A 23,235-nucleotide genomic window follows, 5' to 3' on the forward strand; every position below is an offset into this window, starting at 1 on the left:
TCCCGCCCCCGATCGGCTCAGGCCCGCTTCCGTCGCATCTCTGTGACGCTCCGCCAGGCGGCCGAGACCAGGAAATAGAAGGCGCCGAGGCCGGCATAGCCGGCGATGTTGGCAATGGAGGGCGGTTCCGGCATTTGCGCCTGGGCGATGAAGAACGCGCCTGCCACCGCGGATTGGCCGCCGCTGAGGATCATCGCCCACTGGCCGCCATTGGTCTTCCAGCGCCGGACAGCGGTTCTAAGCTGCAGCAGGCCGGAAAAGATCGCCCAGAGGCCAAAGACGCCGAGAACCCAGTTCATGCTCATCGTCAGGGCGACGATCACGGCAGCTGTTGTCACCGCGCTGACGGCGACGTTGATCGCCTGGCTGCGGTTGTTTGCCAGGCCGCCATTGCGCGCTGCGTCGATGAGGTTCGCGGCTGCATCCCAAGCCGGGTAGAGGATCAGCAATGCCGCCGCGACGGCGAGCGACTGCTGGCCGGCCGTCAAGGCGGCTGCGACCCAGATTGCGGAAAAGGCTGCGCGGGTGAAGTAATAGCGCGTCAGCCACTCTTCCCTGTCGCCAGACGCGACGGTGGTTTGATCGTTGCTCATTAGGATCTCTTTCCTGAATGTGATGGTGTTGGTCTGATGGGGGCGGCTCACCGCCGTGAGCGGCGGCGTCCGTCATCGAGATTGGGTTTCATGAGGTTCCCGGAACTGCCCCAGCACCGACGGGCGGCTGTCGAGACGGTGTTCTCCGTCGTTCGGGTGCATCGGCTGCCGGTCAGGCCGCATTTTCTGGTAAATCGCCGGTCGAACCGGGGGCGGCCCGGCCGACCGGCGACGACGTGGTCACATGGGCGGGACCACGCCATTTTTGCCGACAAGCACCTGATGGGCGAGGGGACCCGAGGCAGCTTTCTCGGCGGGGATGAAGACGACGGCGCTGGGAACGAGATCGTCCTTGCTGGCCGGAGCGATGGTGACGACGGGCGTGCCGTCCGGAATGGCGATCTTCTTTTCCTTGCCGTGATAGGAGACGGTGACGGTGCGGCCATCGACGCCCTTGACGGCATCGGCCACGGTCGCGTTGGTCATGCTGCTGTTGGGCTTGAGGTCCCAGCCGTAGCTGCCTTCACCGGCCCCTTTCATCGCCGGCGGGAAGATCAGCACCTCAAGCGCGCCGTCGCCACCGCCTGCGCTGGGCAGCGATGCGATGCCGACGAAGTCGCCCGGCTTGATGTCGGTGACCGCAGCGTTTGCAACGCTTGCCAGCTTCCAGCCGTCGGCGAGGGTGACATCGACAGTCTCTCCCTCGCGGGTCTTCACCTTGAGAGCGGAGCCGCTGTAGGTGACGATGCTGCCCCTGACATGGATCTGCTCGGGCTTCTGGTCTTCGGCCTTCTGGTCTTCGGAATGGACAGGCGCCGCGGGAAGGGCCGCCGACGCGAGAGTGGTGAGCCCCAGCACGAAGGCGGGGAGAATGTTCTTGATCATGTCGTTCTTCCTACTAGTTGGTAGTTTCACTGACGTCGTTTGTCGCTCCGGGCTTTTATCCGCCCGGAACTTTATCGAGCAGCGGTCGGAGACAGCCGCGCCAGGGTGGGGGCCAGAATGGTGGCGAAGATCTCCGGGGCACCGTAAGCCCGGGCTGAAAGCATGGCGCCATGGACGGTGGCCATGAAGGCTTCAGCCTCGACGCGCGGTTCGCTCGACAGTTTCAAACTGCCGTCCTGAGCGCCCCGTTCCATCACCGAGGTCAGCCATGTCGATGCAAAGCGGAAGAAAGCCTTGACTTCGACTGCGACCTCCGGCGGCAGCGCCGGCAGTTCGCTCGCCAGCAGGGCGCAGACGCAAAAAGGCCGGCTGGCATCCTCGATGCACTGGGCCCAGTGGCCCGCATAGGCTTGGAGGAGCGCCAGCGGATTTCGCACCTGCTGCTCCAGTCCCGCGATACCCGCCTCGGCATCTTCGCGATATCGCACGACAAGCGTGCGCACTAGGTCGGTTTTGCTGGGAAAATGGTGATGGATGCTGGCCTTGCGAATGCCGACGACGGCAGCAATATCGGCATAGCTGAAGCCGTTATAGCCTCCGGTCATGATCAGCGCGCGGGCGGAGGCCAGGATTTCGTCGGAGGTCGTCAAAACATTGCTCATGGGCTCCATCTACCTTCCAGTAGGAAGGCTGTCAAGTGGAAAGCAGATTTTTCGCCGTCATCGGTGATGGAGGCGGTGACAGGCTTCACCGTGACTCTGGTGAAAGTGATGGCGGCATCGGTTGTAGCGACCGGCCTTGACTCGCCTCGAATACCCAGAACATAATCAGAACATCTAATATGCGGGATGGAGTTCCGGATGTGCGGTCGCGTCTATATCAAGACATCGCTTGAGGAGTTGGTGCGCAATTTCGCCTTCGCAGAGCGGGGCGCGATCGATGCGCTCGGGAACCGATTTCCGCGCTACAACGGCGCGCCGACGCTGGATTATCCGATCATCATTCGCGACATGGTCCGCGAGCCTGATGTCATGGGGCCGGTGTTCGCCTCGGCGCGCTGGGGTCTGATGCCGGCATGGATGAAGCCGGGTGGGCGGCCGCCGCCGATCAATGCGCGTTGCGAGGGCATCAGTACCAACGGCCTGTTCCGCTCGGCCTACAGGTCTCGCCGTTGCCTGGTGCCGATCAACGGCTTCTTCGAGTGGAAGGATATCTTCGGCACGGGCAAGAACAAGCAGCCTTATGCGATCGCCATGGCTGACGGCTCGCCCTTTGCGCTCGCCGGCATCTGGGAGATTTGGCGCAGCCCGGAAGGCGTAGACATCAGAAACTTCGCAATCGTCACCTGCGAGCCGAATGCGATGATGGCGCAGATCCATGACCGCATGCCGGTCGTCCTGCACCGCGAAGATTACGAGCGCTGGCTGTCGCCGGAGCCCGATCCGGCCGACCTGATGAAGCCGTTCCCGGCGGAGCTGATGACCATGTGGCCGATCGGCCGCAATGTGGGTTCGCCGAAGAATGACACGGCTGACATCATCGATCCGATCGACCCCGATCCGGAGCCGACGCTGATCTGAATTCACCGGCTCGGGCGGGAGCCATCCATCAACCATGCGGTCAAAGGAAAACCTCGCGAGAGGACAGGACGACGCATGCCAGAACAAATCACATGGAAATCGTGGGAACATGTCAGCGGCCGGGAAATCAAATACAAATGGCGGCACGCCTGGAAAGAGAAACCCGGCGACGATTACGTCGCTTTTGACGGCGATACCCAGATCGGCAGGATATTCCGCTCACAGGCAGGCGGAGGGATCGATAATCGATGGTTCTGGATCGTGGCGACAGACGGCAGCCATCGATTGGATTGGCCATCGGCGGGATACGAGGACAGTGCCTATGTCGCCTCGAGGCGGCTGGAAATGATCTATGAGAGCATCAAGAGCGGGAAACGGAGGACGCACCCATGAGCATCGAAGGCCATTCGAGCGCACCAGGCGCCAACGTGATCGTTGAACATTATTGCGAGCACCGGCTTGCTGACGGCACACGCTGCAAGGAGTGGGGAGGCTGGGGAAACAGCCCATCCCCGGCCGTGCCGACTCGCTGGTGGTGTTGGGAACACTTCCCGCACAAGACATTCGAACAGGAACAGGCGCTCAGCCCGACTCCGAGAACGGCGTTCTCACCTTCATGCGCGGCGGTGAGCAGGCAGGCAGGATGTCGGCTTCGCGCATCGCGACGTGAGGGTCACGTGCCCGACGGTGCAACGGACCGCAACGCGGTCCTGACGATCGCATCGCCGAATTCCGGCGAGACCGGGCGATGGCCGACCAGCAGCCGGAAGAAGACCGGTCCGTAGATCATGTCGAGCAGCGCCTCCATATCAAGCGGCGGAACGATCTCTCCCCGAGCCAGAGCCTCCTCCAGGATGACACGACCCGCGTTGCGGCTCGACAGGATCACCCGATTGCGGAAGGCCTTGGTGAATTCGCTTTCCGGGTCGGCGGCCGCAAGTGCCATAGTGATCTGCCGCCCGCGCGTGCTCGCAAAGGCAGTCACCAGTCCGCTCATCTGCGCGCCGAGAGCCGCCTGCGCCGTGCCCCCTCCAACCTCCGCTTCCGGTAGCCGGTTGACCAGAAGAGCGGCCATCGCCAGTTCCTGCGCATTGGCCCAGGAGCGGTAGATCGTCGGCTTGCCGACACCGGACCGCGCCGCCACGGCTTCGATCGTCATGCGGCCAAAACCTTCGGCCATCAGGATTTCATGGGCGGCCTCCAAGGCACGCTTCTGCGCGGCAGCGCTTGGCGGCCGCCCTCGTTTCTTCGGTATTGCATTACTCTCTTGACTCATATCTTTACGATACGTAACGTTAATATATAAACCAGTCAAGGAGATCATCCATGCCGAGTTTTGCCCGAAAAGTGAGCGCCTACTTCATCGTCAAGGATGCGGCACGGGCCATCGACTTCTACAAGGAGGCTTTCGGCGCCACGGAAGTCTTCCGCATGACCGATCCTTCGGATGGGCGGATCGGCCATGCCGAGCTGCGTTTCGGAGAGACGCTGATGATGTTGGCAGACGAATATCCGGACTTCGGCGCCCTGTCTCCCGATACCGTCGGAGGCTCGCCGGTGACCTTCCACATGGACACGGTGTCGACCGACGAAGCACTGGCGCAGGCGCTGTCGGCTGGGGCGACGATGTTGCGCCCGGCGACTGACCAGAGTTTTGGCGAGCGGGTGGCGCAGGTGCTTGATCCCTTCGGTCATCGCTGGATGTTGTCGCAAACCATCGAACAGGTCACGCCTGAGGAGATGCAACGCCGCTGGAACGAGGACATGTCGGCGTAAGTGCCGCAGCCCTTGAAGCGCTCGAGGAGGCTGAGCGCGCCTTCAACGCGGCGATGGTTTCCAACGATCCCACCCAGATCGGCGCCTGCATCACGCAGGATTGGGTGCCGGTGACGCCTGAGCGTGGCCCAATCCCTGCACAGGCTATTCTTTCGGCGATCGGATCCGGTGTCTTGAGCCATGACACGATGACCAAGACGACGCGATCGCCTGATGTGCAGCCCCTTGGAAATCCCTCCGATTCAAGACAAGATCATGCCGCTCTAGCTGGGGGACTCTGATGGAAAACCACGAGCCGTTTTTACGCGAGGCGATTGCGCTCTCGAAATCCGCGATGGACCATGGCGACGAACCGTTTGGCTCGGTGCTGGTGAAGGACGGGGAAGTCATCTTGCGCGCCGAAAACAGCGTCTTCACCGGCCGCGATATGACGAACCATGCCGAGATGAACCTGGTTAAACTGGCGGCGCAGCACTACGACACTGCTTTTCTCGCGGAGTGCACGCTCTACACCAGCACGGAACCGTGCGCGATGTGCTCCGGGGCGATTTACTGGTCGGGCATCGGGCGCATGGTGTTTGCCTGCTCCGAAACGCGGCTTGGCGAGATCGCCGGGATCGGGTTGAACGTGCCGAGCCGGGCGGTGTTGCAAACCGGCGCGCGCAACGTCACCGTGGTTGGCCCAACGAACCTCGAAGACGAAGCCGCCGAAGTCCATCAGCAATTCTGGCCGAAGCATCTGGGCAAGGCTTAGAGCGCCGTGCGTCCTTTCGGACGCACAAAGGAGGCACTCTAACACTTTCAATCCTCGCATCGGGCTTTCGGTCTCGACATATGCGGGGACGGTCACCGCCGGGCCAGGCGCGATCGTCTACATGCCCAAGGGAGAAGCGGTGACCATCCGCTCGCACGAGGAGGGCGCGCTCACCGCCTATGTCACCTATCCGCATTGGCGCCCGGCGCACGACTAAGCCGCGGTCTGCGGCTCAGCGCTTGTATTCGGGCTCGCTGCGATCGAGTGCGCGCTTCACGGACTCCAGATGGAGCCGGGCCGACTCCGGGTCTCCCTCGCGCATTTGCCGATACGCCGCTTCTGCGATCTCAGGCGCGACGGCAAGGACTTCGCGTCCGGTCGACAGGGCGAGCGTCTGCACCTCGCAGGCGCGCTCGAGATAATAAAGGTCGTCCCAGGCCTCGGCGATATTGGGTGCGCAGACCATCACGCCGTGGTGCTTCATGAAGACGATGTCGGCATCGCCGATGGCGGCCGCGATGCGATCGCCCTCGCGCGCGTCGAGCGCCAGGCCGTTATAGTTGCGGTCGACGGCTGTGCGTCCATAGAATTTCAAGGCGGTCTGCCCGGCAAAGATCAGGGGATCGCCCTCCGTCATCGAAAGAGCGGTGGCATAGGGCATATGGGTGTGGAACGCCGCCTTGGCGCGCGGAACGTTTTTATGAATCCTGGCATGGATGTAAAAAGCGGTGGCCTCGGGCTGGCCGCTGCCCGACACCACGTTGCCGTGAAAGTCGCAGATCAACAACATCGAGGCCGTCAGTTCGGCAAAAGCGTAGCCGTAGGGGTTGACGATGAACAGGTCGTCATAGCCGGGAACGACGGCCGAGAAATGGTTACAGATCCCTTCCTCCATGCCGAGCCTTGCCGCCATCCGGAAGCAGGCAGCAAGATCGACGCGGGCCTGCCAGATGTCGTCCGTATCAAGTTTCGGCTGGTTGGGGCCGCCGGCGGGCGATGGGGCTGTGTTGAGGGAGTGCGCCATGGGGTCGTTTCAAATTGGTGTCGAAGGAGAGGGTGGCTATCTCTGAACTACGCCCGGATTGGCTTGGCATCAAGCCGGCTGGAGGCAAACATGGTTCGGTCATTTGCATATTTTGGGTGAGTACGCGGCTCGGCGGCTGCGCCTTTCCGTACCCGCGAGCCTGGAACGGTGGTCACGGCGAGTGAGCTATCGGCGCGGACCATCGGGGCGGGCATGGATCCCAGGCTCAGGGCCTGGGACTTAGACACCGTTCTCTGGCGATTGCACTGCAAGGTAGTTCACAGGAACGAGGCGGCTATGCAGATCGGGGCCGTCGGGTTGCCCCGGATCATAGAAGATGCCGTTATCGGCGTCATAGAGGATGAAGTGGTCTCCTTCGACATGGACGACCGCTACCCCGCAAACATCGCCCCAGCTCTCTGCCTTGCGTAATCCGCCAGTCTGCCAGCCCAACTCGGTCAGGACGCCGCGCAGTTCTGTCCACGTTGTGTAATGATTGGTCTGAGCGCCCCAATCGATCATGCCGGCAATCTGGTCGTAGGGTTTGCCCGTCAGCATCTGCAAGACGAAGACGCCGCAGCCATCATCCCTTGGACATTGCGTGACAAATTGAAAGCGGACCCTGTCGGCTGCGGGTTGTGTCAATGTTCAGTTCCTCAGCGCTTGACCGAGACGATGGCGGTCGACGACGTCCTGATCATCCTGGAAGCTTGTCGAAAAACCCTTAACTTGCCAACTCAGTCGTGTTCCCGATCGACAGCAGATGAGCCATCGCATCGGTAATCGCGTGGTTGTCATAGGGTTTCGAGAAGGCCCTGCTTCCCGCGGGGAGATCGCTCTCTTTGAGGATGGCCGCGCCGGAGGCAACAATCAACCTGACAGGTGGCCACCGATCCCGGATGTAATGAGATAGCTTGATGCCGTCCATCGTGCCGGGCATCTGAACATCGGTGAAAACCAGATCGATGTCGTTTCGCGACTCAAGGATGCGAATTGCCTCGTCGGCATCGCACGCCTCAAGCGCTTCGTAGCCCGCAGAGAGTACCAGATCGACGGCACTCATCCGAATAATCGTGCTGTCTTCGACGACCAGGACGACCGCTTTGCCATATTTCATCGCTCACTCGGTCAATTTGGAGGTGTGAGCCTCGCAGGCTCCGATGGGATAGCGTTTCGCAAGCCATTCGGTTCCTAAGCGGCCGTAGAAATGTCGGTTCGCAAACCGGCGCTTTCCCGGTGGTTGATTGTGACGGCGGCGCCGGGACCCGCATCGCTCAACTGAATGTCGCCATTCAGGCTCTTTGCGAGCGCCTCCACAATGCCAGTCCCCAGGCCCGCCTTTAGTGCTTCGCGACCAGCAGGCATGCCGATGCCGTTGTCGGTAACGCAGAGAGTCCAGTCCTTGCCGGATGAGTGATAGTCGATGACGATTGCGCCCGGTCGTTCATCGGGAAAGGCGTGCTTGAGGGCGTTGATGACAAGCTCGGTCACGACAAGCCCCAAGCGAACGGAAACATCCGCTTCCACGGCGCTGTCGTCGACCATCACCTGAATCGAAAGCCTGTCGGGGTCGGCAATCATCGACGCGCCGAGGCTTTGGCAAAGCTGAGTGAAATAGTGACGGAGTTCAACCTTGCCGCCGTTGGACATAGAGAGTTGGCGTTGCAGGGCCGCGATCGACATGACCCGGTGATGGGCGTTGTGGAGATGCCCGCGCGCTTCCTCCGACTGGACCCGCCGGGCGCTCTGCATGAGAACGCTGGCAATGATCTGCAGGCTGTTGGCGACCCTGTGCTGGACCTCCTGCAGCAGGATGGCATTATCGCGAACGAGATCATCTTTCAGCCGAGCCTCGGCGCGCGCATCGGTCACGTCGGTGATGGCGAGCAGCAGGCGAATATGATCGATGTCACCGTCATCGAGCGTCCGTGCATTGACGACCAGGTGCCGTGTCTTCTGGTTCGACCGTTGAAAGTCGATTTCGTATGCCTCGATGGTGGCGCTGCCCGAGGCGGTGGCCGTCAGCAGTGACGCAAGCTGGGGCATCGCCCATTCGCCGTTTCCAATTTCGCTGAGGCTTTGGCCGCAAACCGTCTTGGGGTCGATGTCGAAGGCCCGGCAGAAGGATGCGCTCGCCGCGATGACCTTCTGGTCGTCGGATAGGTACAGCAACGGCTCATTGGACGATACCACCACAGCAAGCGTGCTCGCCGCTTCGAAACGCACTGTGGGTGTCTTTTGCATGGAGAGGCCCTCAAGGGCCGGAGACTCACGAAGCAAGTCATCACTCGGCAACAATACCAACCGGCCGGAAGGCTCAGCTGGACAAAAAGACTTTAACACGCGTGACGCGCAATCGCTTCATGCTAAATATCGCGGGCTGCATACTGTGCGATGCGCAGATTTCTGCGAGCGTCAGAATATCTGTGGCGAGCGCAGCACCAGAAAATCGATGAAGGTGCGGACTTTGGCGGAAAGGTATTTCCGGCTCGGGTAGACGGCATGCAGCGTATTGCTGATGCCGAGCGCCCCGGCAAGCACCACCTCCAGCCGGCCTGCTTTCAGATCCTCCTCCACCAGCCATTCCGGCAGGAAGACCAGCCCCATTCCTCGCAAAGCCGCCAGGTGCAGAAGCGTCTCGTTGGCACTCAGCAGCACATTGCGGAAGGTGACCTTGCGCCGGTCGTTTTGGCGGCCCAACAGCAGGCTTTCGCTGACATTGATGCCATTATAGCGAAGCAGCGCATGGCCGTTCAGCTCGGCGATGCTCTGGGGTCGCCCGGCGCGCTTGAGATAGTCCGGCGATGCCATCAGGCGGAATTCTATCTTCGCCAATGGGCGCGCAACCAGACCCGGATCGAGCCGCTCGGACGACATTGCCCGCAGCGCAAGGTCAAAGCCTTCCTCGACCAGATTGGCGATCCGGCCGCTGAGATCCATATCCAGGCTGACATCGGGATAACGCTGGTTGTATTCGGCCAGAATATTGACAAAGCCTGAACTGGCCGCCCACACGGGAGCACTGAATTTGAGCGTTCCGCGCGGCGCGACCGTGACATTGCCGATCGACGCTTCCACTTCGTCGAGCCCTTCGAGCATCTGCCTGGTCTGGTTGAAATAAAGCGCGCCGGCTTCGGTAAGGGTGACACTCCGGCTGGTCCGGTTCAAGAGCCGGCTTCCCAGGCGCGTCTCCAGATGCATCACGTGTTTGCTCACCATCGCCGGCGACAGATTCAAACGGCCTGCTGCCGCGGTGAAGCTCTTCAGCTCCGCGACCAAGCAAAATACCCGCAGGCTCATCATCGTATCCATGATCATCAACTTAGAGGAAATGATGCATGTTGGCAAAGCCGATTGATCAATCCAGGGAAAACCAAGACAGTCGCTGAACAAGGCCAGCCGCAGCGGCGGTGCCGAAAAGGAATGGCGACGTGAAGACATCGAGGCTGCCCACCTATTTCCTCAGCCATGGCGGCGGCCCCTGGCCCTATATGACCGGTGGCTTTCGCAGCAATTTCGACAAGCTCGAGCAATCCCTGATCGAGATGCGGGCCGAGCTTCATGATCTGCCCAAGGCGGTGCTGGTCGTTTCGGGCCACTGGGAGGAGAGGGGGTTTGCCGTCTCTTCGGGCAGTAACCCGGGCATGGTCTACGACTACAACGGCTTCCCCGACTATCTCTATCAGATCAAATATGGCGCGCCGGGCTCCCCCGAGTTGGCGCGTCACGTGCAGGATCTGCTGCATTCCGCCGGCATCGACGCCAGGCCGGACCCCACCCGCGGCTTCGATCACGGCACGTTCAGCCTGATGAAGCCGCTCTATCCCAACGAAGACATCCCTGTGGTCCAGCTCTCGCTGGATGCCGGTTACGATCCGGCGCTGCATCTCAAGGTCGGCCGGGCGCTCGCGCCGCTGCGCGAAGAGGGCGTGCTGATCATCGGCAGCGGCCTCAGCTACCACAACCTGTCGGCCATACAGGGCACGGCCGGACATGGCCCCTCCCGTCAGTTTGACGCCTGGCTGCAGGAGACGCTGATCCGGTCGCCATCCGAAACGCGCACCGAGCGGCTTGTCGAATGGGAGAAGGCGCCCGCCGCCCGCGCGGCACATCCGCGTGAAGACCACCTGATCCCCCTGATGGTGGCGGTGGGTGCGGCCGAGGACGAACCGGGCGCCGTCACCTACCACCAGAAAGACTTCGCCGGCGGCCTGACCGCGTCGAGCTTCCGGTTCGGCGATGTCCCCTCTGCCCCTCAATCAAAAGGAGATGCGCAATGACCAGCGCAACGTTCAAACCGATCGTCTATCTCAAGGAAAACTGCCCATTCTGCCTCAAGGTTCGCCTGTTCCTCCTGGAATCGGGACTGGCCTCGGACGTTGAAACCCGCGACTTCGTTCCCGACAGCGAGCAGGAGGCGAAGATCCGCGCCGAGCTTTTGCCGCATCTCGACAAGGTGAGCTTTCCCTCCGCGCAGCTTGAGCCCGGCCGATACGTCACGGAATCCGACGACATCGTTGCGTTCTTTGCAGCCAAGGCAGGCCGCGATCCGGCCGGCATGACGGTCTACCGCAACTATGTCGACGGCGTCTTCGCCATGTCGATGAAGCTCTGGAAAGAAAACCAGGAACTGAAGAAAGCGGCATCCGCCGCCTGACCTCCCATAACCCACATTGGAAACTCTCGATGACCGATATCAGCAAATGGACGCCATACGTCCTCGCAATCCTGCGCATCATCACCGCGCTTCTCTTCCTCGAACACGCGACCATGAAATTCCTGCAATTTCCGGGTCCAATTCAGGGCGTGCCCTATCCGCTTCCGACGATCATGATCATCGCCGGCGCCATCGAGGTGATCACCTCGGCTCTGATGCTCGTCGGCTTTCAAACGCGCATCGCCGCTTTTATCGCCTCGGGCGAAATGGCGGCCGCCTATTTCATGGGCCACATGCCCTATGGCTTCTGGCCGGCGCTGAACATGGGCGAAGTCGCCATCCTGTTCTGCTTCATCTTCCTCTACCTCGCCTTTGCCGGTGGTGGCGCATGGACGCTCGACACCGCGCGTCGTCCGGCCACGGCTTAACGGCGGGAAGCGCCTGTACCGGGCTGCCAGCCAGCAGCCTGGTCTCACGCCCAAGCGCGACGACAAAATCTGGAGACCACAATGAAAGCGGCCCTTCTCAAATCCTACGGCGATGTCGATCAGTTCGAAATCGGCGATATCCCGACGCCGACGCCCGGACCGGGCGAAATCCTGATCAAGATCGAAGCATCCGCCGTCAATCCTTTCGATCTCATTCTCCGCCAGGGCTTCATGGCCAAGTTCATCCCGCTTCCGCTGCCGGCCGTGCTCGGGGGCGACGCAGCCGGCACCATCTCGGCACTCGGCGACGGCGTCACCGGTTTTGCGGTCGGTGATCGGGTCGTCGCCGATTTCGCGGCAAACGGCAAAGGCGCCCATGCCGAATATGGTGTGCTTCCCGCCACATCCGTCGCCAAGCTGCCGGCTGGCCTGAGCTTCGAAGCGGGTGCGTCGCTGGTCAAGGCCGGGTTGACCGGGCGCCAGGCCGTCGAGGCGCTTGATGTCAAGGCTGGCGACCGGGTTCTGGTCTCCGGCGGTCTCGGCACCGTCGGCCGTTCGGCCATCCAATATCTCAAGCAGATCGCCGCCCAGCCGGTGGCCGGCGTCCGTCCAGAGCGGCTGAGCGAAGGTCAGGCCCTGGCCGGCGAAGCGCTCGACATCACGCTCCCTGCCGCAAGCCCCGACTTTGCCTATGGGATCAGTGCCGCCGGGCCGGTGGCCGGCAATCTCATCGGCCATATCAGTGATGGCGGCACGGTCGCCAGCATCGTTCCGGTGCCGGAAGGCGCCAATGCCGCAGACCGCGTCACCATCCATGAACTCTTCCACCGCACCGAGGCGGCGACGCTCGACGCCGTGCTGGATGCTGCCGTGCGCGGCCTGCTGGTCATCCCGATTTCCCATACCTTCACTCTGGAGGAGATCGGTGCGGCGCAGAATGCGGTTGCGGCGGGCGCCCCGGGCAAGGTCGTGCTCAAGCATTGAGGGTTTAAGACAGGGCCGGAGCGTGGTGCGGATCTCTTGATCATGCCCCATTCTCCGGCGGTTGTCCGAAAGGTCGCTCACAGCAAAACATCCGTCTTGACACTCTTCGCTATCAGAACATAATAAGAACATCGGCGCGGCGGCCGCCATCTGAAAACCGAAGATGTGGAGAGCGGATATGCGTGAGCAGCCGATTTGCGAAGCCGTGGAAGATGATGCGTGGCCTGCAAGTGATGTGATGTGGCCGCCGGAGAAGGAGATTGAGGTCTCCGAGGCGCATGCAAGCCTCGTCAAGGCCGTGGCGGGGAGCCGCGGCGTGAGATTTTTCACCGCCTTCATCATCGACATCCCCAGCGATACCTATCTTGGCGATGTCCAGATGGCGATCGACGAGGCCGCCGGCGCGGCCTGTGGCATCCTGCTGACGAAGCATGTCACCGGCCGCGACGCCGCAACCGGCGAGCCGGTTCTGACCGAGGAGGCCACGCGACCGTTCAAGTTTCCCTGCAGCGAGGGCGTCGCGAAAGCGATAGCGAGCTTCTGCGGCAAACTCAAAATGGCGGGCATCTTCTCTTGAGCGCCGCCATGGAAGCCGAAACATCGTCGCGGCCGGTCGAAAATGAGCTTGCCGAGGTGGTCGCCTATCACAATGGCGATATGCGGGCCGCGATAGGCACGCTGCTGGAGGACGTCCGACATTTGCGCCGGCAGTTGATATTGGCAGAAGGCGCCATGGGCGGCGGGATGACCCGCGGCTGGCGGCCGAGCTACGATCGGGACTAAAATGCCCGAGATAGAGCTGGACGCTCAGCCGACGGCTGCCCACCTATGGCAGGTTGGCATCGAGTATCTTGGATCCGGCGATGGGATGACAACTGCGGCGGGACGCGGCCGCTGACCGTGGCATTTCCTCATTCGGCTTTTGCCGGTGTCGAAGCAGGTCGGTCGGCTCCGTCATCGATCCAGGCCAGCGTCTCAGTCAATATTTCCTTCGACAGGGCGGGATCGACTATGACGCGAGCGAGGATCGTTGCCCCGACCATCGCCGACCAGTTGGCGATTGCCCGGCGTCGGCGGTTGGCGTCCGGCCCTTCGTCCTTCTCGCTCATCCAGTCGATCTGCGCCCGCACACCCTCCGTCACCGCCGCACGGGCCTCAGGCGTCTGGCGCAGCGTGTCGGCGGCAAGTCCGGAAATCGGGCACCCACCGGCCCTGTTGTCGCGATGGCGCGGCGACAGGTACTCTTCCATATAGGCGCCAAGCGGGAGTGACGCGCCATTGCGCTGGCCAAGCGCATGCGCGAGCGCCTGGACGATCAGGTCGTCCTTCGAGCTGAAATGACCGTAGAAGCTGCCATGCGTGAGGCCCGCGGCCTTCATCACTTCGGCAACGCCGACGGCCTCGAATCCTTTCTCCCGAAACAGCCGGCTTGCGACTTCCAGGATCCTTTGGCGGTTTTCGGCCATCTGCTCACGGCTGATTTTCATGTTGAGATTTCTCCCTCTCTGCCATTGACTTTTTTATGATAGCCATCACTTTAAACTCGTAATTAGGATCATCATCATAATTATATAACGCTCATTCGAAAGAGAACAAGACAATGACTGACACTCCCACCGTCCTCATCACCGGCGCCTCCTCGGGTATCGGAGCGACCTATGCAGACCGTTTCGCCCGTCGTGGGCACAATCTCGTACTGGTCGCGCGCAATAAGGCAAGGCTGGAGGCTCTCTCGGCGCGACTTCGCGAGGAAACCGGCGTAACGATCGACATCCTGCAGGCCGATGTCACCAAATCCGATGAGCTTGCGGCGGTGGAAATCCGTCTGCGCGACGATCATCGGATCGGGATTCTCGTCAACAATGCCGGCACGAGCCTCGAAGGCACGTTCGTCAATCAGCCCGTCAATGATATCGCCCAGCTGATCGCGCTCAACGCGACGGCGGTTGCCCGCCTTTCCAGCGCCGTTGCGCCACGCTTCGTCGAAGCGGGCTCGGGCGCCATCATCAACGTCTCCTCGGTCGTCGGGCTCGTCCCGGAATTCGGAATGACGGTCTACGGCGCCACCAAGGCCTTCGTGACCTTCCTTTCCCAGGGGCTCAGCCTCGAACTCGGTCCCAAAGGCGTCTACGTCCAGGCAGTCCTGCCGGCGGCGACACGGACGGAGATCTGGGAGCTTTCCGGCATTGACGTCAACACGCTCTCCGGCGTGATGGAAGTGGGCGAACTAGTGGACGCCGCCCTGGCAGGCTTCGACAAGCGCGAGCCCGTCACCATCCCGCCTCTGCACGATGCCGCCCAATGGGACGCCTATCAGTCCGCGCGCCAGACGATGATCCCGGGCTTTTCGCAGTCTGAGCCGGCAGAGCGCTATCGCGCCGCCTCGTAGCGCTTCCCGCGGAAACGCGCCGTCACCAACACAGGCTGTGTCGCAAGGCCGGCCTGTGCCGTGTTCCGGCGCGAAACTCCGAGATGTGACAGAGACCCCCGAAATCCTGACGAAAGAAACGAAATGACTGACAACGCACTTTTTGAACCCTACACACTCGGCGCCCTGACGCTGGCGAATCGGATCGTGATGGCGCCCTTGACCCGCAACAGAGCCGGCGCCGGCTTCGTGCCGGGCGATATCGCCGCGACATATTATGCCCAGCGGGCGACAGCCGGCCTGATCATCTCGGAAGGCGCGCAGATTTCGCAGGAAGGGCAGGGCTACCAGGATACACCGGGAATTTATACGCAAGCCCAGATCGACGGCTGGCGGAAAGTCACCGACGCGGTGCATGCCAAAGGCGGACACATCTTCCTGCAGCTCTGGCATGTCGGTCGTATTTCGCATGTCGATCTGCAGCCGAATGCGCAGGCGCCGGTCGCGCCATCGGCCATCAAGGCCGAGACCAAGGTCTTCGTGAACAATGCCTTCGTCGACGTGTCCGAACCTCGCGCGCTCAAACTGGATGAGATCCAGGCCATCATCGCCGATTTCCGTCGCGCCGCCGCCAACGCGATTGCCGCGGGCTTCGATGGCGTCGAAGTCCATGGCGCCAACGGTTACCTGCTGGAACAGTTTGCCAAAGACGGCGCCAACACCCGCACCGACGCCTATGGCGGCTCGGTTGAACATCGCGCCCGGATGATATTGGAAGTCGCTGCCGCCGTGGCTGCCGAGGTCGGCGCCGAGCGGACGGGAGTGCGGGTTTCGCCGGTCAACAGCGTCACCTCGAGCGATCCGCAGGCGCAATTCAACTATATCGCCGAGAAGCTTGGCCAGATGGGGATTGCCTATCTCCATGTCGTCGAAGCTGGGCGCGGCGGGCCCAATGAGGCTGCTGCCTTTGACTACGCGGAGCTCAGGGCCAAGTTCGCAAACACCTACATTGCCAATAATGGCTACGACCTCGACCGCGCAACGTTGCGATTGACGGAGGGCGCGGCGGATCTGTTCTCGTTCGGCCGGCCATTCATCGCCAATCCTGATCTCGTCGAGAGACTGAAGACCGCTGCTCCGCTGGCGGAGGTGAACCCGGCGACCATCTATGGCGGCGGCGCCCAAGGCTATACCGACTATCCCTCCATCGCCGCATGACGCGCGCGTGATGCACCGGCGCCGTGCTGCTGCACGGCGCCTTTTCACCATGCCGAATGGGGGAGGCGGCGGGGCTAAGAACGCCCTTGCCTCAGGTTTCACCAGGACGCGCAGGCCGAGGCGAATTTCTGCATTACCAGCTGACACCGTCCGCCAGCTTTAGATGTTTAGACGCCGGATCATGTTCATTGGTGGGGCAATCGCCCGCATTGGCTCGACCTGGCCGAGCCGATCGAGCGTCTTGCCGGAATTGAACTCTCCTGGCATCGCTTGCGCCAGGTCAGGTGGGCATGGGGTTCACTGACACACGGGGACCCAGCCGATCGCACCATTTTGCCAGGGCCGCTGCCCCAGTTTTACATCGGCGGCATCGTCTCGAATTTCGGCACCGCCGGATCGACCCGGTCCCAGCCGAGGCCGCGCAGCGTGTAGGTCACCATCTGCGGCTGGTATCGGGTGGGATCGTCGAGGCTGGCGGCGTGAATGGTGAAGAGATCGGGCATGGCAGAGAAGGTCAGATAGACGGGCGCGCCGCAGGCGGGGCAGAAGCCGCGCGTCTTGACGTTGCCGCTGTCGGCGACCATCTCCCAATGCGTCGCCTGGCCCTCGAGCTTCACCGCCTGCCGGCTCGGGAAGGTCAGGTAGGATCCGTGCCCGGTGCCGCTGGTCGCCTGGCAATCGCGGCACTGGCAGTCGTTCATCGCAATCGGCTCGGCCGAGATTTCATAGTGGATCGCACCGCAGGCGCATCCGCCGGTGTAAGGCTTGCTCATATCTCTCTCCTGATGAAGCGCCGCCGAATAAAACGCTGCGTCGGCAAGCGCGATGTCGGTCGCCTCAGTCCGTCTCGTCGACGATGGCGCCGATGTTCTTCACGACCTTCTTCCAGCCTTCGCCCATTTTCTGGAAGGCGGTTTCATTCCTCGGCAGGACGAAGCCGGAATGGATGAGGCGAAGCCGCGTGCCGGCTTCGACCTCGGACAGAATGAAGGTGACCACGGTGTTGAGCGGGGAGCCGTAGCCGGCATTTCCCTCATGCCCGCCTTTCCAGGCATAGGAGAGACGCTCGTTCGGCTTCACTTCCAGCACCTGGCAGTGAATGGTGCCGTCCCAGGCGCCGGCCGGTGTCGTCTGGTAGGTGAAGCGTTTGCCTTCCACCGGCTCGAAGCCCGCCGGCATCATCAGCCAGCGGCCCATCAGATTGGCCGTGGTCAGCGTTTTCCAGATCGTCTCCGGCCGATGCGGGAAGACCTCGTCGACCACGATCTCTTGCGTGTCGGGCTTCAATGCGGCGTCGCTCATGGATCGATTTCCTTCAGCAATGTTCTGAGATTGGCAAAGCGGTCGCGCCAGAAGACGCCGTAATGGCTCATCCAGTCGACAAGCGGCTCCAGGCCTTCCGGCTCGGCGCGGTAATAGACCTTCCGGCCTTCGGGGCGCTCGGCGACCAGGCCCGCCAGCTTCAGCGCCTTGAGGTGCTGAGAAATGGCGCCCTGCGTGACGCTGCTTGCCCGCGTCAGTTCGACGACGGTGATTTCGTCTGAATTGACGATCTGCTCAAACACGGCCCGCCGCGTGGGATCGGCAAGGGCGCGCATGACGGTGGTGATGGAAGCGGCTTCGGTCATGAGGAAATAAATAGCCTATGCTAATTGATGAGTCAAGGCTAATTTGTTTTGGTGGGGAGTTCGCCTCTTGCTCCGTCTTCCTCGGGCTTGACCCGAGGATCTACGTCGGCCTCCATCAGCCACGGGCATGGATCCCAGGCTCGAGGCCTGGGATGACGGAGGGTGGGGGCGCGTTTCCGCCAAACTTGCCGCCGGCGCAGCGGATGGCGCGTCGAGTGGCCGGGGATAGCGGAGTTGAGTTGCGGACAACCATTTGCTGATGCAGAGTGCTTTCGAAATGGAAAGCCAAAGTGACCAAGAAAAACCGTAGCAACCCGCGCTCGGGGAGCCACACCGCCGACGCTCCAGCGGCCAAACCGTTCACAAGCAGCGCGCTCGCATCGGATCTGACGTGGCTGCCGGATGTGACGGCTGTCGGAAAGCCACCGGTTAGCGCTGAAGCCTATGTGCAGGCTTATCTCGCAGATTCTGGCGAATGGTATTGGTCGACGATTTTACTGCATGATTCGAGAGAGAGCGTCTTGAAGCGCGTTCTCGCCATTGTCGAGCAAGCCAGATTACCTGATCACGAGAAAGCGCTCGGTCAAATGGGCGCCGGCCCGCTCGAAGACATGATGTCGGATGAATTGCTGGATCATTTGCAGCATTGGCTGCCGTTCACGCCTGCCATGCGGTATGCGCTCGGTCAGGTTCGAATGTCTAGCGAACCTCCTGCCTTGCAACAGCGACTGAAGGCGATGCTCACGCGGTAGTGCCTCCGCGGCCGGTCGGCATGGATTCCAGGCTCAAGGCCTGGAATGACGGAGAATGCGGGTGCGTTGGTGTAAAACTCGCAGCCGACGCTCAATCTCCCGCAGATCTAAGCCAAGTCACTACCCGATCCCGCAATACTCGAATCGTTCGGCTCTACGGAGTTTCCACTCGGTTCCGGCAGCCACGATTTTCGGTCGGATAATGATGGTGACATGCCGACCCAGATCGCGAGGCCGATCAGTAGCGCGCCGCTCAAGACGCCGATGACAGAGTAGATCCAGATCATCCGCTCGCTCCTCTTGCGAGCATCCACCATAACACCGGGCATCGTGTTTCAACAGTATCGGCGCTCATGCGGACAAAGCTCGGGCTTTAGTTCGAGAGGTACGTTTGAAGGAATGTTCGAACGCTGCGGATGGATTTTCCTGCGGCGTCTGGATTGTATTTTTCGATGTGACCAAACACCCGCCTTCCCACCTTAAACTCCGGAGCATCAAAATCGTGGTAAGTGCCCTTGTAGACATTGAGCTCGATGGGCGGGCCATTGTCACTCAGACGGGCAAGCCTCTTCTGGCATCGGTCAGCCGGGCTCCTATTGTCTCGTTCGCCACTCAAAATCAGGGTCGGCACCGTCGCGTCACCCTGACTTGCCGCGCAGAGGGGATAGTAGGCAACCGCTGCCTTGAATTTGTGGTCCATGAGCTGTTCGTTGCCTTCGATTTTTGTCCCCTCCAGCGTCGCCGTGCCGCCGGTTGAAAAGCCCATCAAGGCAACGCGCCTGATATCGACAAAGCTGTGTTTCGATAAAAAATTCAAAGCCCCATAGGCGTCGAAGAGGCGATCGGGGAGAGAACCCTGGCACGTGTCCTTGATGTTGCGGGTAGTGAAGCTATCGACGACCAACACGACGTAACCCCACGAAACCAGCCGTTTCGGCCAAAGGTCTTTGACGCTCAACCGCATGCCCTCGCATCCATGCAGGAGGACGACCGCCGGGAAGGGGCCATCACCCTCCGGGCGGGACAAATATCCCAGCAGGGGTGTGCCTTGCGGTTGAGAAATAATTTCTCCCTGTTCTCTAGCCTTGCTTATTCGAAACGGGCTGAGCTTTACGGGCGCGCTTTCGAAGTGAACCCGTTCGTCGGCATCAGCCGGGTTTCCAGCGAGCGTGACGCTGAGAAAAGCGACGAGGCACAGAAAAAGTCTCGTGGTTTTCACTGAACTTCTCCGCCATTTGATCAACAGCCTGCTCATTGTACGCCGGACCTGAAGGCTCGCAAAGCGGGTGAGGGGGGTTGCCGCCGATTGGGTCGGGTTCGGCGGAGTTAAATTAACCGCGCACCGCGATTAGAAGCTCTTGATCACCCCCTGGCAGATCGTTTATGACTGCCGCAAATCCAAGCTGCGAAATTTGAGTCCAGAGGTGATGTCGACCAAATCGGCGCCGCCGGCTGATCGTACGCGCCACTTGCTAAGGCTTGCGGATTTGTCACACGGCCCACCTCTTGCTCCGTCATCCTCGGGCTTGACCCGAGGACCCACGTTGGTCTCCATCAGAAGCGGAATGGATCCTAGGCTCAAGGCCTGGGATGAGGGAGAGCGGAGGGACGTTTTGCCAAACTTGCCGCTGCAGCGAATGGCATTCTGGCGCCCACTTGATCGAGCAGCCTCGGTTTTCGAACTGGCGCGAGACCCACAATTAGTCCTTGATCACCCCCTGGCAGATCATTTATCACTACCGTAAATCCAAGCTGCGAAATTTGAGTCCAGAGGTGATGTCGATAAAATCGGCGCCGCCCCTTCAATCGTTTGCGTCACTCGCCAAGGCTTGAGAACCGGTCATCTCAGACGTCCGGTCCGCTTCCTCGGATCGCCCTTGATCCCCATCCTTTTCCGGCTGACCTCTCATCTTCAATCACATAGGGATCGGGCAGGGTAGCGCTCGCCTCTTCCAAGGAGAACTGCAATGGACCCTTCGATTGCTCCGGCCTCCCGGGCAGCGGCGGTAACGCCGAACGATACCGCCATCGTCGGAGCCCGCGCGCTTTACATCGGCACGGCCGGTGATGTTGCCATTGCGCCGCGTCGTGACATGGATCCTGTCATCTTCAAGAGCGTGCCGGCTGGAACGATCCTGCCTGTTCATGCCGCCATCGTGGCGCTGACCGGGACCACCGCATCCAACATCATTGCGCTGTTCTGAGCCTTCCAGAAGCCGCGCCCCATGGGAAGACCGACCAAGTTCAGCCAGGCGCTGGCCGAGAAGATCTGCGAGCGCATTGCTGACAGGGAAAGCCTGCGGTCGATCTGCCGGGATGAGGATATGCCGTCAAAGTCGACCGTGCTGTCCTGGCTCGCCGACGACGATAAGGCGGCCTTTCGGGCGCGGTATGCGCTGGCCCGCGAAATCCTGGCCGACGGCTTTGTCGACGAGATGGTCGAGATTGCCGACGACCGCAGCAATGACTGGATCGAAAAGAAGAATGCGAGCGGCGAGACCACCGGCTGGCAGGAGAATGGCGAGGCCATCCGGCGGTCGCAGCTCCGCATCGCCACCCGCCAATGGGTCGCCGAAAAGCTGAAGCCGAAGAAATACGGTTCCAAGGTCGAGCCCGACCAAGGCGTCGTGACCGGCGAGGTTTCGCAGTTGCTGGAAGATATCAATGGTAAGACGCGCGGACTTCCAAACGGCAGTTGACCAGTTTTCCGACTGGCGCTGGCGGCTGAACAACCTCTATTGGATCACCGACAAATCGGGCAAACGCGTCAGGTTCGAGATGAACTGGACGCAGATGACGTTTTTCGAGCAGATGCATTACCTCAATGTGCTGCTGAAAGCCCGCCAGCTGGGTCTGACGACCGGTCATCGATCAGCTGCTTGCCTTCACGGCGGACACTGATCCGACGAAGTCGTCGGCCGCTGAAATGTTTCCGGTCGGAAACGTCGTCGGGCATCCTGGAAATCAGGACGGCGTGACGACGTGGGACACGATCAAGCTGCCGGCTTCAGTGCCGGACGGCACCCGCATCATGTTCGAATATCAGCCTGGTCAATGGACGTCGAGAAACACCTATGGCCGCATCGACAATGGCGACGGGACGGCCGACTATAAGGTGCAGGAGATATTCGCCACCAACGTCCAGGACAATGCCGCGCTGCTGGCTCACGGCATGAACCTCGATACCACGTCTTATGTCCATCCGACGCTGCATGGGATCTTGCGATTTGTCGGCCGCTTGCCACAATCCGAAAAGCTGAAATTTTACCCCTAGTCGAGCGCTGAGAGATGACATCCAATGACGATATTCTCCGCGCTCTCGGGCGCGTCGAGGGCAGGCTGACAGGCATCGAGGACAACGTCGCGCTTCTGCGCAAGGAGGTCAGCGACGAAAAGGCCAATGCCCACAATAGCCGCGCCGTGATCCACCAGCGGCTCGACGAACAGGCCAGGCAGATCGCCCATCTCGATACCAGGGTGGCGATCAGCGGCGGTGCGGATGCGCAGATCCGCGAGGAAATCAAAAGCCTCAAGGAGACCGTCGAGAAGAACCAGGAGGCGGTCGGGCCGGCGGTTGAAGAGTGGAAACGGATGAAAACGATCGGCTATGGCATCTCAGGCCTGATTGCCTTCGCCGGCCTGACGATCGGCGGGATGATCGCTTATGCGAGCGATGGCGCGGTGGCGGCGCTGCGGCATTGGTTGAAGATCAATTGATGGGTGGTGCCGGTCATTCGGCGGCCGGTCATTCGGCGGCCGGTCTTGGGTGTGCCGTGCGCAGATGCATCTCGTGCTCTACAGATAGCCTACTATTGCGGTCGCGATGGCGCTGTTTCGTTTTATGAAAATGGAACCCGTTGGTGATCCCTTTAGGCTCCGCCGTGGCGCCCGGCAGACGGATACTCATGCTCGCCCCAAAACCGAAGCAAACCAGACAGCTAAATTTTAGGCGTCACTAACGAACAAAACGGCGGCCTGCTGGTTTTCCTCTCAGGAGGAAACGGTCATGAAAACCATGAGCAATCGCCAAGTTCGCATTGCCGGCCCGCGAGAGCACGATGTTGCGGAACATTGCCGCAAGTTTGGGATCGGCCCGGCCGAGGAGAAGAAGCTGAAGAAACTTCTCGGCTCTCGGGCGCCGCTCCATGAAATCCAGGCCAATGCTCCGCCGCGGCAGCCGAGGTGGCGTTAGATGGCGAGGGTCGCGGAAGACGTCGCAGGGATCAATACACGCCACATTACGGCAATGATTCAAAGATTGAGCGGAACAGAGCAGCGCCGTGAACGCTCGCGAAAGAGGTGCTTTTGCCGTGTTTTGACATGATCGATCTTGTTTGAGACGTGGGCCGAATCTCCGGCTTGCTCCACTTGGACCTGCTGAAAGCCCTGCTCCGGCGGGGTTTTTCGTTGGCGTTCTAATGAGCCTGTCGGTTTTCGCCCAGCGCGAGCTTATCGGTGTGACGGTCGCAACGTGCCCGGGCAGGTTGTCGATCATCCCCGGCGGAATTTCCGGGATCGTGGCGTCGTATCTCTGCCGGGGAACTTCCGACAATATCAGGGGTTTTGCCGGCGGATCGCGCGGCAGGTC

At 61.1% G+C, this 23,235-nt stretch carries 32 protein-coding genes and 4 pseudogenes; 21 read left to right on the forward strand and 15 right to left on the reverse strand.

All coding sequences use genetic code 11. The features are described 5' to 3' along the window. Positions 1–17 precede the first annotated feature (17 nt). From ACD590_RS04255 to ACD590_RS04265, 3 genes are all read right to left on the reverse strand, one after another. A complete protein-coding gene (locus tag ACD590_RS04255) occupies positions 18–593 on the reverse strand; it encodes a DUF308 domain-containing protein (RefSeq protein WP_050566343.1) in 576 nt (191 codons plus the stop codon). Positions 594–833: 240 nt separating this feature from the next. Beyond that, positions 834–1,478: a hypothetical protein gene (locus tag ACD590_RS04260; protein ID WP_166480388.1), complete on the reverse strand. Its 645-nt coding sequence runs from the start codon at positions 1,476–1,478 to the stop codon at positions 834–836. A 71-nt stretch (positions 1,479–1,549) separates the two neighbouring features. Continuing rightward, on the reverse strand, positions 1,550–2,140 hold the full coding sequence (locus tag ACD590_RS04265) for a TetR/AcrR family transcriptional regulator (protein ID WP_166480387.1): 591 nt from the start codon (positions 2,138–2,140) through the stop codon (positions 1,550–1,552). Between the two features lie 198 nt (positions 2,141–2,338). Here ACD590_RS04265 and ACD590_RS04270 point away from each other — a divergent pair, with 198 nt between their 5' ends. The 3 genes and pseudogenes from ACD590_RS04270 to ACD590_RS04280 all read left to right on the forward strand — a co-directional run. Next, positions 2,339–3,058: an SOS response-associated peptidase gene (locus tag ACD590_RS04270; RefSeq protein WP_166480386.1), complete on the forward strand. Its 720-nt coding sequence runs from the start codon at positions 2,339–2,341 to the stop codon at positions 3,056–3,058. 75 nt (positions 3,059–3,133) lie between these two features. Next, a complete protein-coding gene (locus ACD590_RS04275; RefSeq protein ID WP_018449539.1) occupies positions 3,134–3,451 on the forward strand; it encodes a hypothetical protein in 318 nt (105 codons plus the stop codon). After that, positions 3,448–3,663 (forward strand): annotated as a pseudogene (locus tag ACD590_RS04280) (hypothetical protein); the annotation flags it as partial. The gene ACD590_RS04275 and the pseudogene ACD590_RS04280, both read left to right, overlap by 4 nt. A gap of 68 nt (positions 3,664–3,731) precedes the next feature. Here the strand turns inward: ACD590_RS04280 and ACD590_RS04285 are convergent. Continuing rightward, the gene (locus tag ACD590_RS04285; RefSeq protein WP_439002221.1) at positions 3,732–4,334 is read right to left on the reverse strand and encodes a TetR/AcrR family transcriptional regulator; all 603 of its coding nucleotides are present in this window, start codon (positions 4,332–4,334) and stop codon (positions 3,732–3,734) included. A gap of 50 nt (positions 4,335–4,384) precedes the next feature. On the opposite strand from ACD590_RS04285, the gene ACD590_RS04290 reads away from it, so the two are divergent. From ACD590_RS04290 to ACD590_RS04300, 3 genes and pseudogenes are all read left to right on the forward strand, one after another. Next, positions 4,385–4,834: a VOC family protein gene (locus tag ACD590_RS04290; RefSeq protein ID WP_018241084.1), complete on the forward strand. Its 450-nt coding sequence runs from the start codon at positions 4,385–4,387 to the stop codon at positions 4,832–4,834. Positions 4,835–5,114: 280 nt separating this feature from the next. Then, positions 5,115–5,588 (forward strand): nucleoside deaminase, encoded by a 474-nt coding sequence (locus tag ACD590_RS04295; protein ID WP_113542599.1) that lies wholly within the window; start codon positions 5,115–5,117, stop codon positions 5,586–5,588. A 64-nt stretch (positions 5,589–5,652) separates the two neighbouring features. After that, positions 5,653–5,805: pseudogene (locus ACD590_RS04300) on the forward strand (ethanolamine utilization protein); the annotation flags it as partial. Positions 5,806–5,820: 15 nt separating this feature from the next. Here the strand turns inward: ACD590_RS04300 and ACD590_RS04305 are convergent. From ACD590_RS04305 to ACD590_RS04325, 5 genes are all read right to left on the reverse strand, one after another. Then, positions 5,821–6,612, reverse strand: a complete 792-nt coding sequence (locus tag ACD590_RS04305) for an aldolase (protein ID WP_105005312.1) — start codon at positions 6,610–6,612, stop codon at positions 5,821–5,823. 240 nt (positions 6,613–6,852) lie between these two features. Beyond that, positions 6,853–7,257, reverse strand: a complete 405-nt coding sequence (locus ACD590_RS04310; RefSeq protein ID WP_245484447.1) for a hypothetical protein — start codon at positions 7,255–7,257, stop codon at positions 6,853–6,855. A 79-nt stretch (positions 7,258–7,336) separates the two neighbouring features. Next, entirely contained in the window at positions 7,337–7,729 is a 393-nt protein-coding gene (locus ACD590_RS04315) for a response regulator (RefSeq protein WP_113542601.1), read from the reverse strand. Positions 7,730–7,803: 74 nt separating this feature from the next. Next, positions 7,804–8,856, reverse strand: a complete 1,053-nt coding sequence (locus ACD590_RS04320; RefSeq protein WP_439002222.1) for a sensor histidine kinase — start codon at positions 8,854–8,856, stop codon at positions 7,804–7,806. Positions 8,857–9,027: 171 nt separating this feature from the next. After that, positions 9,028–9,924 (reverse strand): LysR family transcriptional regulator, encoded by an 897-nt coding sequence (locus ACD590_RS04325; RefSeq protein ID WP_026188307.1) that lies wholly within the window; start codon positions 9,922–9,924, stop codon positions 9,028–9,030. A gap of 119 nt (positions 9,925–10,043) precedes the next feature. Between ACD590_RS04325 and ACD590_RS04330 the strand changes: the two genes are divergently transcribed. From ACD590_RS04330 to ACD590_RS04355, 6 genes are all read left to right on the forward strand, one after another. Then, positions 10,044–10,892, forward strand: a complete 849-nt coding sequence (locus ACD590_RS04330) for a DODA-type extradiol aromatic ring-opening family dioxygenase (protein ID WP_439002223.1) — start codon at positions 10,044–10,046, stop codon at positions 10,890–10,892. Then, entirely contained in the window at positions 10,889–11,269 is a 381-nt protein-coding gene (locus ACD590_RS04335; protein WP_283186237.1) for a glutathione S-transferase N-terminal domain-containing protein, read from the forward strand. The genes ACD590_RS04330 and ACD590_RS04335 overlap by 4 nt, the downstream gene beginning before the upstream one ends. A 29-nt stretch (positions 11,270–11,298) precedes the next feature. Further along, a complete protein-coding gene (locus ACD590_RS04340) occupies positions 11,299–11,697 on the forward strand; it encodes a DoxX family protein (protein ID WP_018241094.1) in 399 nt (132 codons plus the stop codon). Positions 11,698–11,778: 81 nt separating this feature from the next. Beyond that, positions 11,779–12,681 carry an NADP-dependent oxidoreductase gene (locus ACD590_RS04345; protein ID WP_131705774.1) on the forward strand — a complete coding sequence of 301 codons (903 nt, stop codon included), beginning with the start codon at positions 11,779–11,781 and terminating at the stop codon, positions 12,679–12,681. Positions 12,682–12,859: 178 nt separating this feature from the next. After that, positions 12,860–13,258: a hypothetical protein gene (locus tag ACD590_RS04350; RefSeq protein WP_027685566.1), complete on the forward strand. Its 399-nt coding sequence runs from the start codon at positions 12,860–12,862 to the stop codon at positions 13,256–13,258. Positions 13,259–13,266: 8 nt separating this feature from the next. After that, the gene (locus ACD590_RS04355; protein ID WP_026188308.1) at positions 13,267–13,464 is read left to right on the forward strand and encodes a hypothetical protein; all 198 of its coding nucleotides are present in this window, start codon (positions 13,267–13,269) and stop codon (positions 13,462–13,464) included. Positions 13,465–13,592: 128 nt separating this feature from the next. On the opposite strand, the gene ACD590_RS04360 is transcribed toward ACD590_RS04355, so the two are convergent. Next, positions 13,593–14,168: a TetR/AcrR family transcriptional regulator gene (locus tag ACD590_RS04360; protein WP_439002224.1), complete on the reverse strand. Its 576-nt coding sequence runs from the start codon at positions 14,166–14,168 to the stop codon at positions 13,593–13,595. Positions 14,169–14,281: 113 nt separating this feature from the next. On the opposite strand from ACD590_RS04360, the gene ACD590_RS04365 reads away from it, so the two are divergent. Further along, positions 14,282–15,070, forward strand: a complete 789-nt coding sequence (locus ACD590_RS04365) for an SDR family NAD(P)-dependent oxidoreductase (protein WP_439002225.1) — start codon at positions 14,282–14,284, stop codon at positions 15,068–15,070. Positions 15,071–15,193: 123 nt separating this feature from the next. After that, the gene (locus ACD590_RS04370; protein WP_439002226.1) at positions 15,194–16,267 is read left to right on the forward strand and encodes an alkene reductase; all 1,074 of its coding nucleotides are present in this window, start codon (positions 15,194–15,196) and stop codon (positions 16,265–16,267) included. Positions 16,268–16,623: 356 nt separating this feature from the next. Here ACD590_RS04370 and ACD590_RS04375 read toward each other — a convergent pair whose 3' ends face one another. From ACD590_RS04375 to ACD590_RS04385, 3 genes are all read right to left on the reverse strand, one after another. Further along, positions 16,624–17,040 (reverse strand): GFA family protein, encoded by a 417-nt coding sequence (locus ACD590_RS04375; protein WP_168319597.1) that lies wholly within the window; start codon positions 17,038–17,040, stop codon positions 16,624–16,626. A gap of 64 nt (positions 17,041–17,104) precedes the next feature. Next, a complete protein-coding gene (locus ACD590_RS04380) occupies positions 17,105–17,569 on the reverse strand; it encodes an SRPBCC family protein (protein ID WP_024322774.1) in 465 nt (154 codons plus the stop codon). After that, positions 17,566–17,895, reverse strand: coding sequence for an ArsR/SmtB family transcription factor (locus ACD590_RS04385; protein WP_439002227.1), 330 nt, complete (start codon positions 17,893–17,895; stop codon positions 17,566–17,568). The genes ACD590_RS04380 and ACD590_RS04385 overlap by 4 nt, the downstream gene beginning before the upstream one ends. A 290-nt stretch (positions 17,896–18,185) precedes the next feature. On the opposite strand from ACD590_RS04385, the gene ACD590_RS04390 reads away from it, so the two are divergent. Continuing rightward, positions 18,186–18,647 (forward strand): hypothetical protein, encoded by a 462-nt coding sequence (locus ACD590_RS04390; RefSeq protein WP_439002228.1) that lies wholly within the window; start codon positions 18,186–18,188, stop codon positions 18,645–18,647. A 107-nt stretch (positions 18,648–18,754) separates the two neighbouring features. Here the strand turns inward: ACD590_RS04390 and ACD590_RS04395 are convergent, their stop codons facing one another. Both ACD590_RS04395 and ACD590_RS04400 read right to left on the reverse strand, forming a co-directional pair. Next, positions 18,755–18,934, reverse strand: a complete 180-nt coding sequence (locus ACD590_RS04395; RefSeq protein WP_245510096.1) for a hypothetical protein — start codon at positions 18,932–18,934, stop codon at positions 18,755–18,757. Positions 18,935–19,020: 86 nt separating this feature from the next. Then, positions 19,021–19,902 carry a dienelactone hydrolase family protein gene (locus tag ACD590_RS04400; protein ID WP_439002229.1) on the reverse strand — a complete coding sequence of 294 codons (882 nt, stop codon included), beginning with the start codon at positions 19,900–19,902 and terminating at the stop codon, positions 19,021–19,023. 712 nt (positions 19,903–20,614) lie between these two features. On the opposite strand from ACD590_RS04400, the gene ACD590_RS04405 reads away from it, so the two are divergent. From ACD590_RS04405 to ACD590_RS04430, 6 genes and pseudogenes are all read left to right on the forward strand, one after another. Then, positions 20,615–20,851, forward strand: coding sequence for a spike base protein, RCAP_Rcc01079 family (locus tag ACD590_RS04405; protein WP_018449515.1), 237 nt, complete (start codon positions 20,615–20,617; stop codon positions 20,849–20,851). Between the two features lie 21 nt (positions 20,852–20,872). Then, entirely contained in the window at positions 20,873–21,346 is a 474-nt protein-coding gene (locus tag ACD590_RS04410; RefSeq protein ID WP_130759453.1) for a terminase small subunit protein, read from the forward strand. Further along, positions 21,312–21,509 (forward strand): annotated as a pseudogene (locus tag ACD590_RS04415) (terminase); the annotation flags it as partial. The gene ACD590_RS04410 and the pseudogene ACD590_RS04415, both read left to right, overlap by 35 nt. A gap of 1 nt (position 21,510) precedes the next feature. Beyond that, a pseudogene (locus tag ACD590_RS04420) lies at positions 21,511–21,921 on the forward strand (hypothetical protein); the annotation flags it as partial. 14 nt (positions 21,922–21,935) lie between these two features. Continuing rightward, positions 21,936–22,364, forward strand: a complete 429-nt coding sequence (locus tag ACD590_RS04425; protein ID WP_113542617.1) for a DUF1515 domain-containing protein — start codon at positions 21,936–21,938, stop codon at positions 22,362–22,364. A gap of 289 nt (positions 22,365–22,653) precedes the next feature. Continuing rightward, positions 22,654–22,839 carry a hypothetical protein gene (locus tag ACD590_RS04430; RefSeq protein ID WP_439002230.1) on the forward strand — a complete coding sequence of 62 codons (186 nt, stop codon included), beginning with the start codon at positions 22,654–22,656 and terminating at the stop codon, positions 22,837–22,839. Positions 22,840–23,235 lie beyond the last annotated feature (396 nt).

The sequence above is a fragment of the Rhizobium sp. 862_C5_N1_2 genome (genome assembly GCF_051811205.1).
GTDB classification, from domain to species: Bacteria; Pseudomonadota; Alphaproteobacteria; order Rhizobiales; family Rhizobiaceae; genus Rhizobium; species Rhizobium leguminosarum.

Excerpts from the sequence above, each read along its gene's own strand:
- ACD590_RS04255 (WP_050566343.1), bottom strand. The coding sequence starts at position 593 with ATGAGCAACGATCAAACCACCGTCGCGTCTGGCGACAGGGAAGAGTGG.
- ACD590_RS04260 (WP_166480388.1), bottom strand. The coding sequence starts at position 1,478 with ATGATCAAGAACATTCTCCCCGCCTTCGTGCTGGGGCTCACCACTCTC.
- ACD590_RS04265 (WP_166480387.1), bottom strand. The coding sequence starts at position 2,140 with ATGAGCAATGTTTTGACGACCTCCGACGAAATCCTGGCCTCCGCCCGC.
- ACD590_RS04270 (WP_166480386.1), top strand. The coding sequence starts at position 2,339 with ATGTGCGGTCGCGTCTATATCAAGACATCGCTTGAGGAGTTGGTGCGC.
- ACD590_RS04275 (WP_018449539.1), top strand. The coding sequence starts at position 3,134 with ATGCCAGAACAAATCACATGGAAATCGTGGGAACATGTCAGCGGCCGG.
- ACD590_RS04285 (WP_439002221.1), bottom strand. The coding sequence starts at position 4,334 with ATGAGTCAAGAGAGTAATGCAATACCGAAGAAACGAGGGCGGCCGCCA.
- ACD590_RS04290 (WP_018241084.1), top strand. The coding sequence starts at position 4,385 with ATGCCGAGTTTTGCCCGAAAAGTGAGCGCCTACTTCATCGTCAAGGAT.
- ACD590_RS04295 (WP_113542599.1), top strand. The coding sequence starts at position 5,115 with ATGGAAAACCACGAGCCGTTTTTACGCGAGGCGATTGCGCTCTCGAAA.
- ACD590_RS04305 (WP_105005312.1), bottom strand. The coding sequence starts at position 6,612 with ATGGCGCACTCCCTCAACACAGCCCCATCGCCCGCCGGCGGCCCCAAC.
- ACD590_RS04315 (WP_113542601.1), bottom strand. The coding sequence starts at position 7,729 with ATGAAATATGGCAAAGCGGTCGTCCTGGTCGTCGAAGACAGCACGATT.
- ACD590_RS04320 (WP_439002222.1), bottom strand. The coding sequence starts at position 8,856 with ATGCAAAAGACACCCACAGTGCGTTTCGAAGCGGCGAGCACGCTTGCT.
- ACD590_RS04325 (WP_026188307.1), bottom strand. The coding sequence starts at position 9,924 with ATGGATACGATGATGAGCCTGCGGGTATTTTGCTTGGTCGCGGAGCTG.
- ACD590_RS04335 (WP_283186237.1), top strand. The coding sequence starts at position 10,889 with ATGACCAGCGCAACGTTCAAACCGATCGTCTATCTCAAGGAAAACTGC.
- ACD590_RS04340 (WP_018241094.1), top strand. The coding sequence starts at position 11,299 with ATGACCGATATCAGCAAATGGACGCCATACGTCCTCGCAATCCTGCGC.
- ACD590_RS04345 (WP_131705774.1), top strand. The coding sequence starts at position 11,779 with ATGAAAGCGGCCCTTCTCAAATCCTACGGCGATGTCGATCAGTTCGAA.
- ACD590_RS04350 (WP_027685566.1), top strand. The coding sequence starts at position 12,860 with ATGCGTGAGCAGCCGATTTGCGAAGCCGTGGAAGATGATGCGTGGCCT.
- ACD590_RS04355 (WP_026188308.1), top strand. The coding sequence starts at position 13,267 with ATGGAAGCCGAAACATCGTCGCGGCCGGTCGAAAATGAGCTTGCCGAG.
- ACD590_RS04360 (WP_439002224.1), bottom strand. The coding sequence starts at position 14,168 with ATGAAAATCAGCCGTGAGCAGATGGCCGAAAACCGCCAAAGGATCCTG.
- ACD590_RS04365 (WP_439002225.1), top strand. The coding sequence starts at position 14,282 with ATGACTGACACTCCCACCGTCCTCATCACCGGCGCCTCCTCGGGTATC.
- ACD590_RS04370 (WP_439002226.1), top strand. The coding sequence starts at position 15,194 with ATGACTGACAACGCACTTTTTGAACCCTACACACTCGGCGCCCTGACG.
- ACD590_RS04375 (WP_168319597.1), bottom strand. The coding sequence starts at position 17,040 with ATGAGCAAGCCTTACACCGGCGGATGCGCCTGCGGTGCGATCCACTAT.
- ACD590_RS04380 (WP_024322774.1), bottom strand. The coding sequence starts at position 17,569 with ATGAGCGACGCCGCATTGAAGCCCGACACGCAAGAGATCGTGGTCGAC.
- ACD590_RS04385 (WP_439002227.1), bottom strand. The coding sequence starts at position 17,895 with ATGACCGAAGCCGCTTCCATCACCACCGTCATGCGCGCCCTTGCCGAT.
- ACD590_RS04395 (WP_245510096.1), bottom strand. The coding sequence starts at position 18,934 with ATGATCTGGATCTACTCTGTCATCGGCGTCTTGAGCGGCGCGCTACTG.
- ACD590_RS04400 (WP_439002229.1), bottom strand. The coding sequence starts at position 19,902 with ATGAGCAGGCTGTTGATCAAATGGCGGAGAAGTTCAGTGAAAACCACG.
- ACD590_RS04405 (WP_018449515.1), top strand. The coding sequence starts at position 20,615 with ATGGACCCTTCGATTGCTCCGGCCTCCCGGGCAGCGGCGGTAACGCCG.
- ACD590_RS04410 (WP_130759453.1), top strand. The coding sequence starts at position 20,873 with ATGGGAAGACCGACCAAGTTCAGCCAGGCGCTGGCCGAGAAGATCTGC.
- ACD590_RS04425 (WP_113542617.1), top strand. The coding sequence starts at position 21,936 with ATGACATCCAATGACGATATTCTCCGCGCTCTCGGGCGCGTCGAGGGC.
- ACD590_RS04430 (WP_439002230.1), top strand. The coding sequence starts at position 22,654 with ATGAAAACCATGAGCAATCGCCAAGTTCGCATTGCCGGCCCGCGAGAG.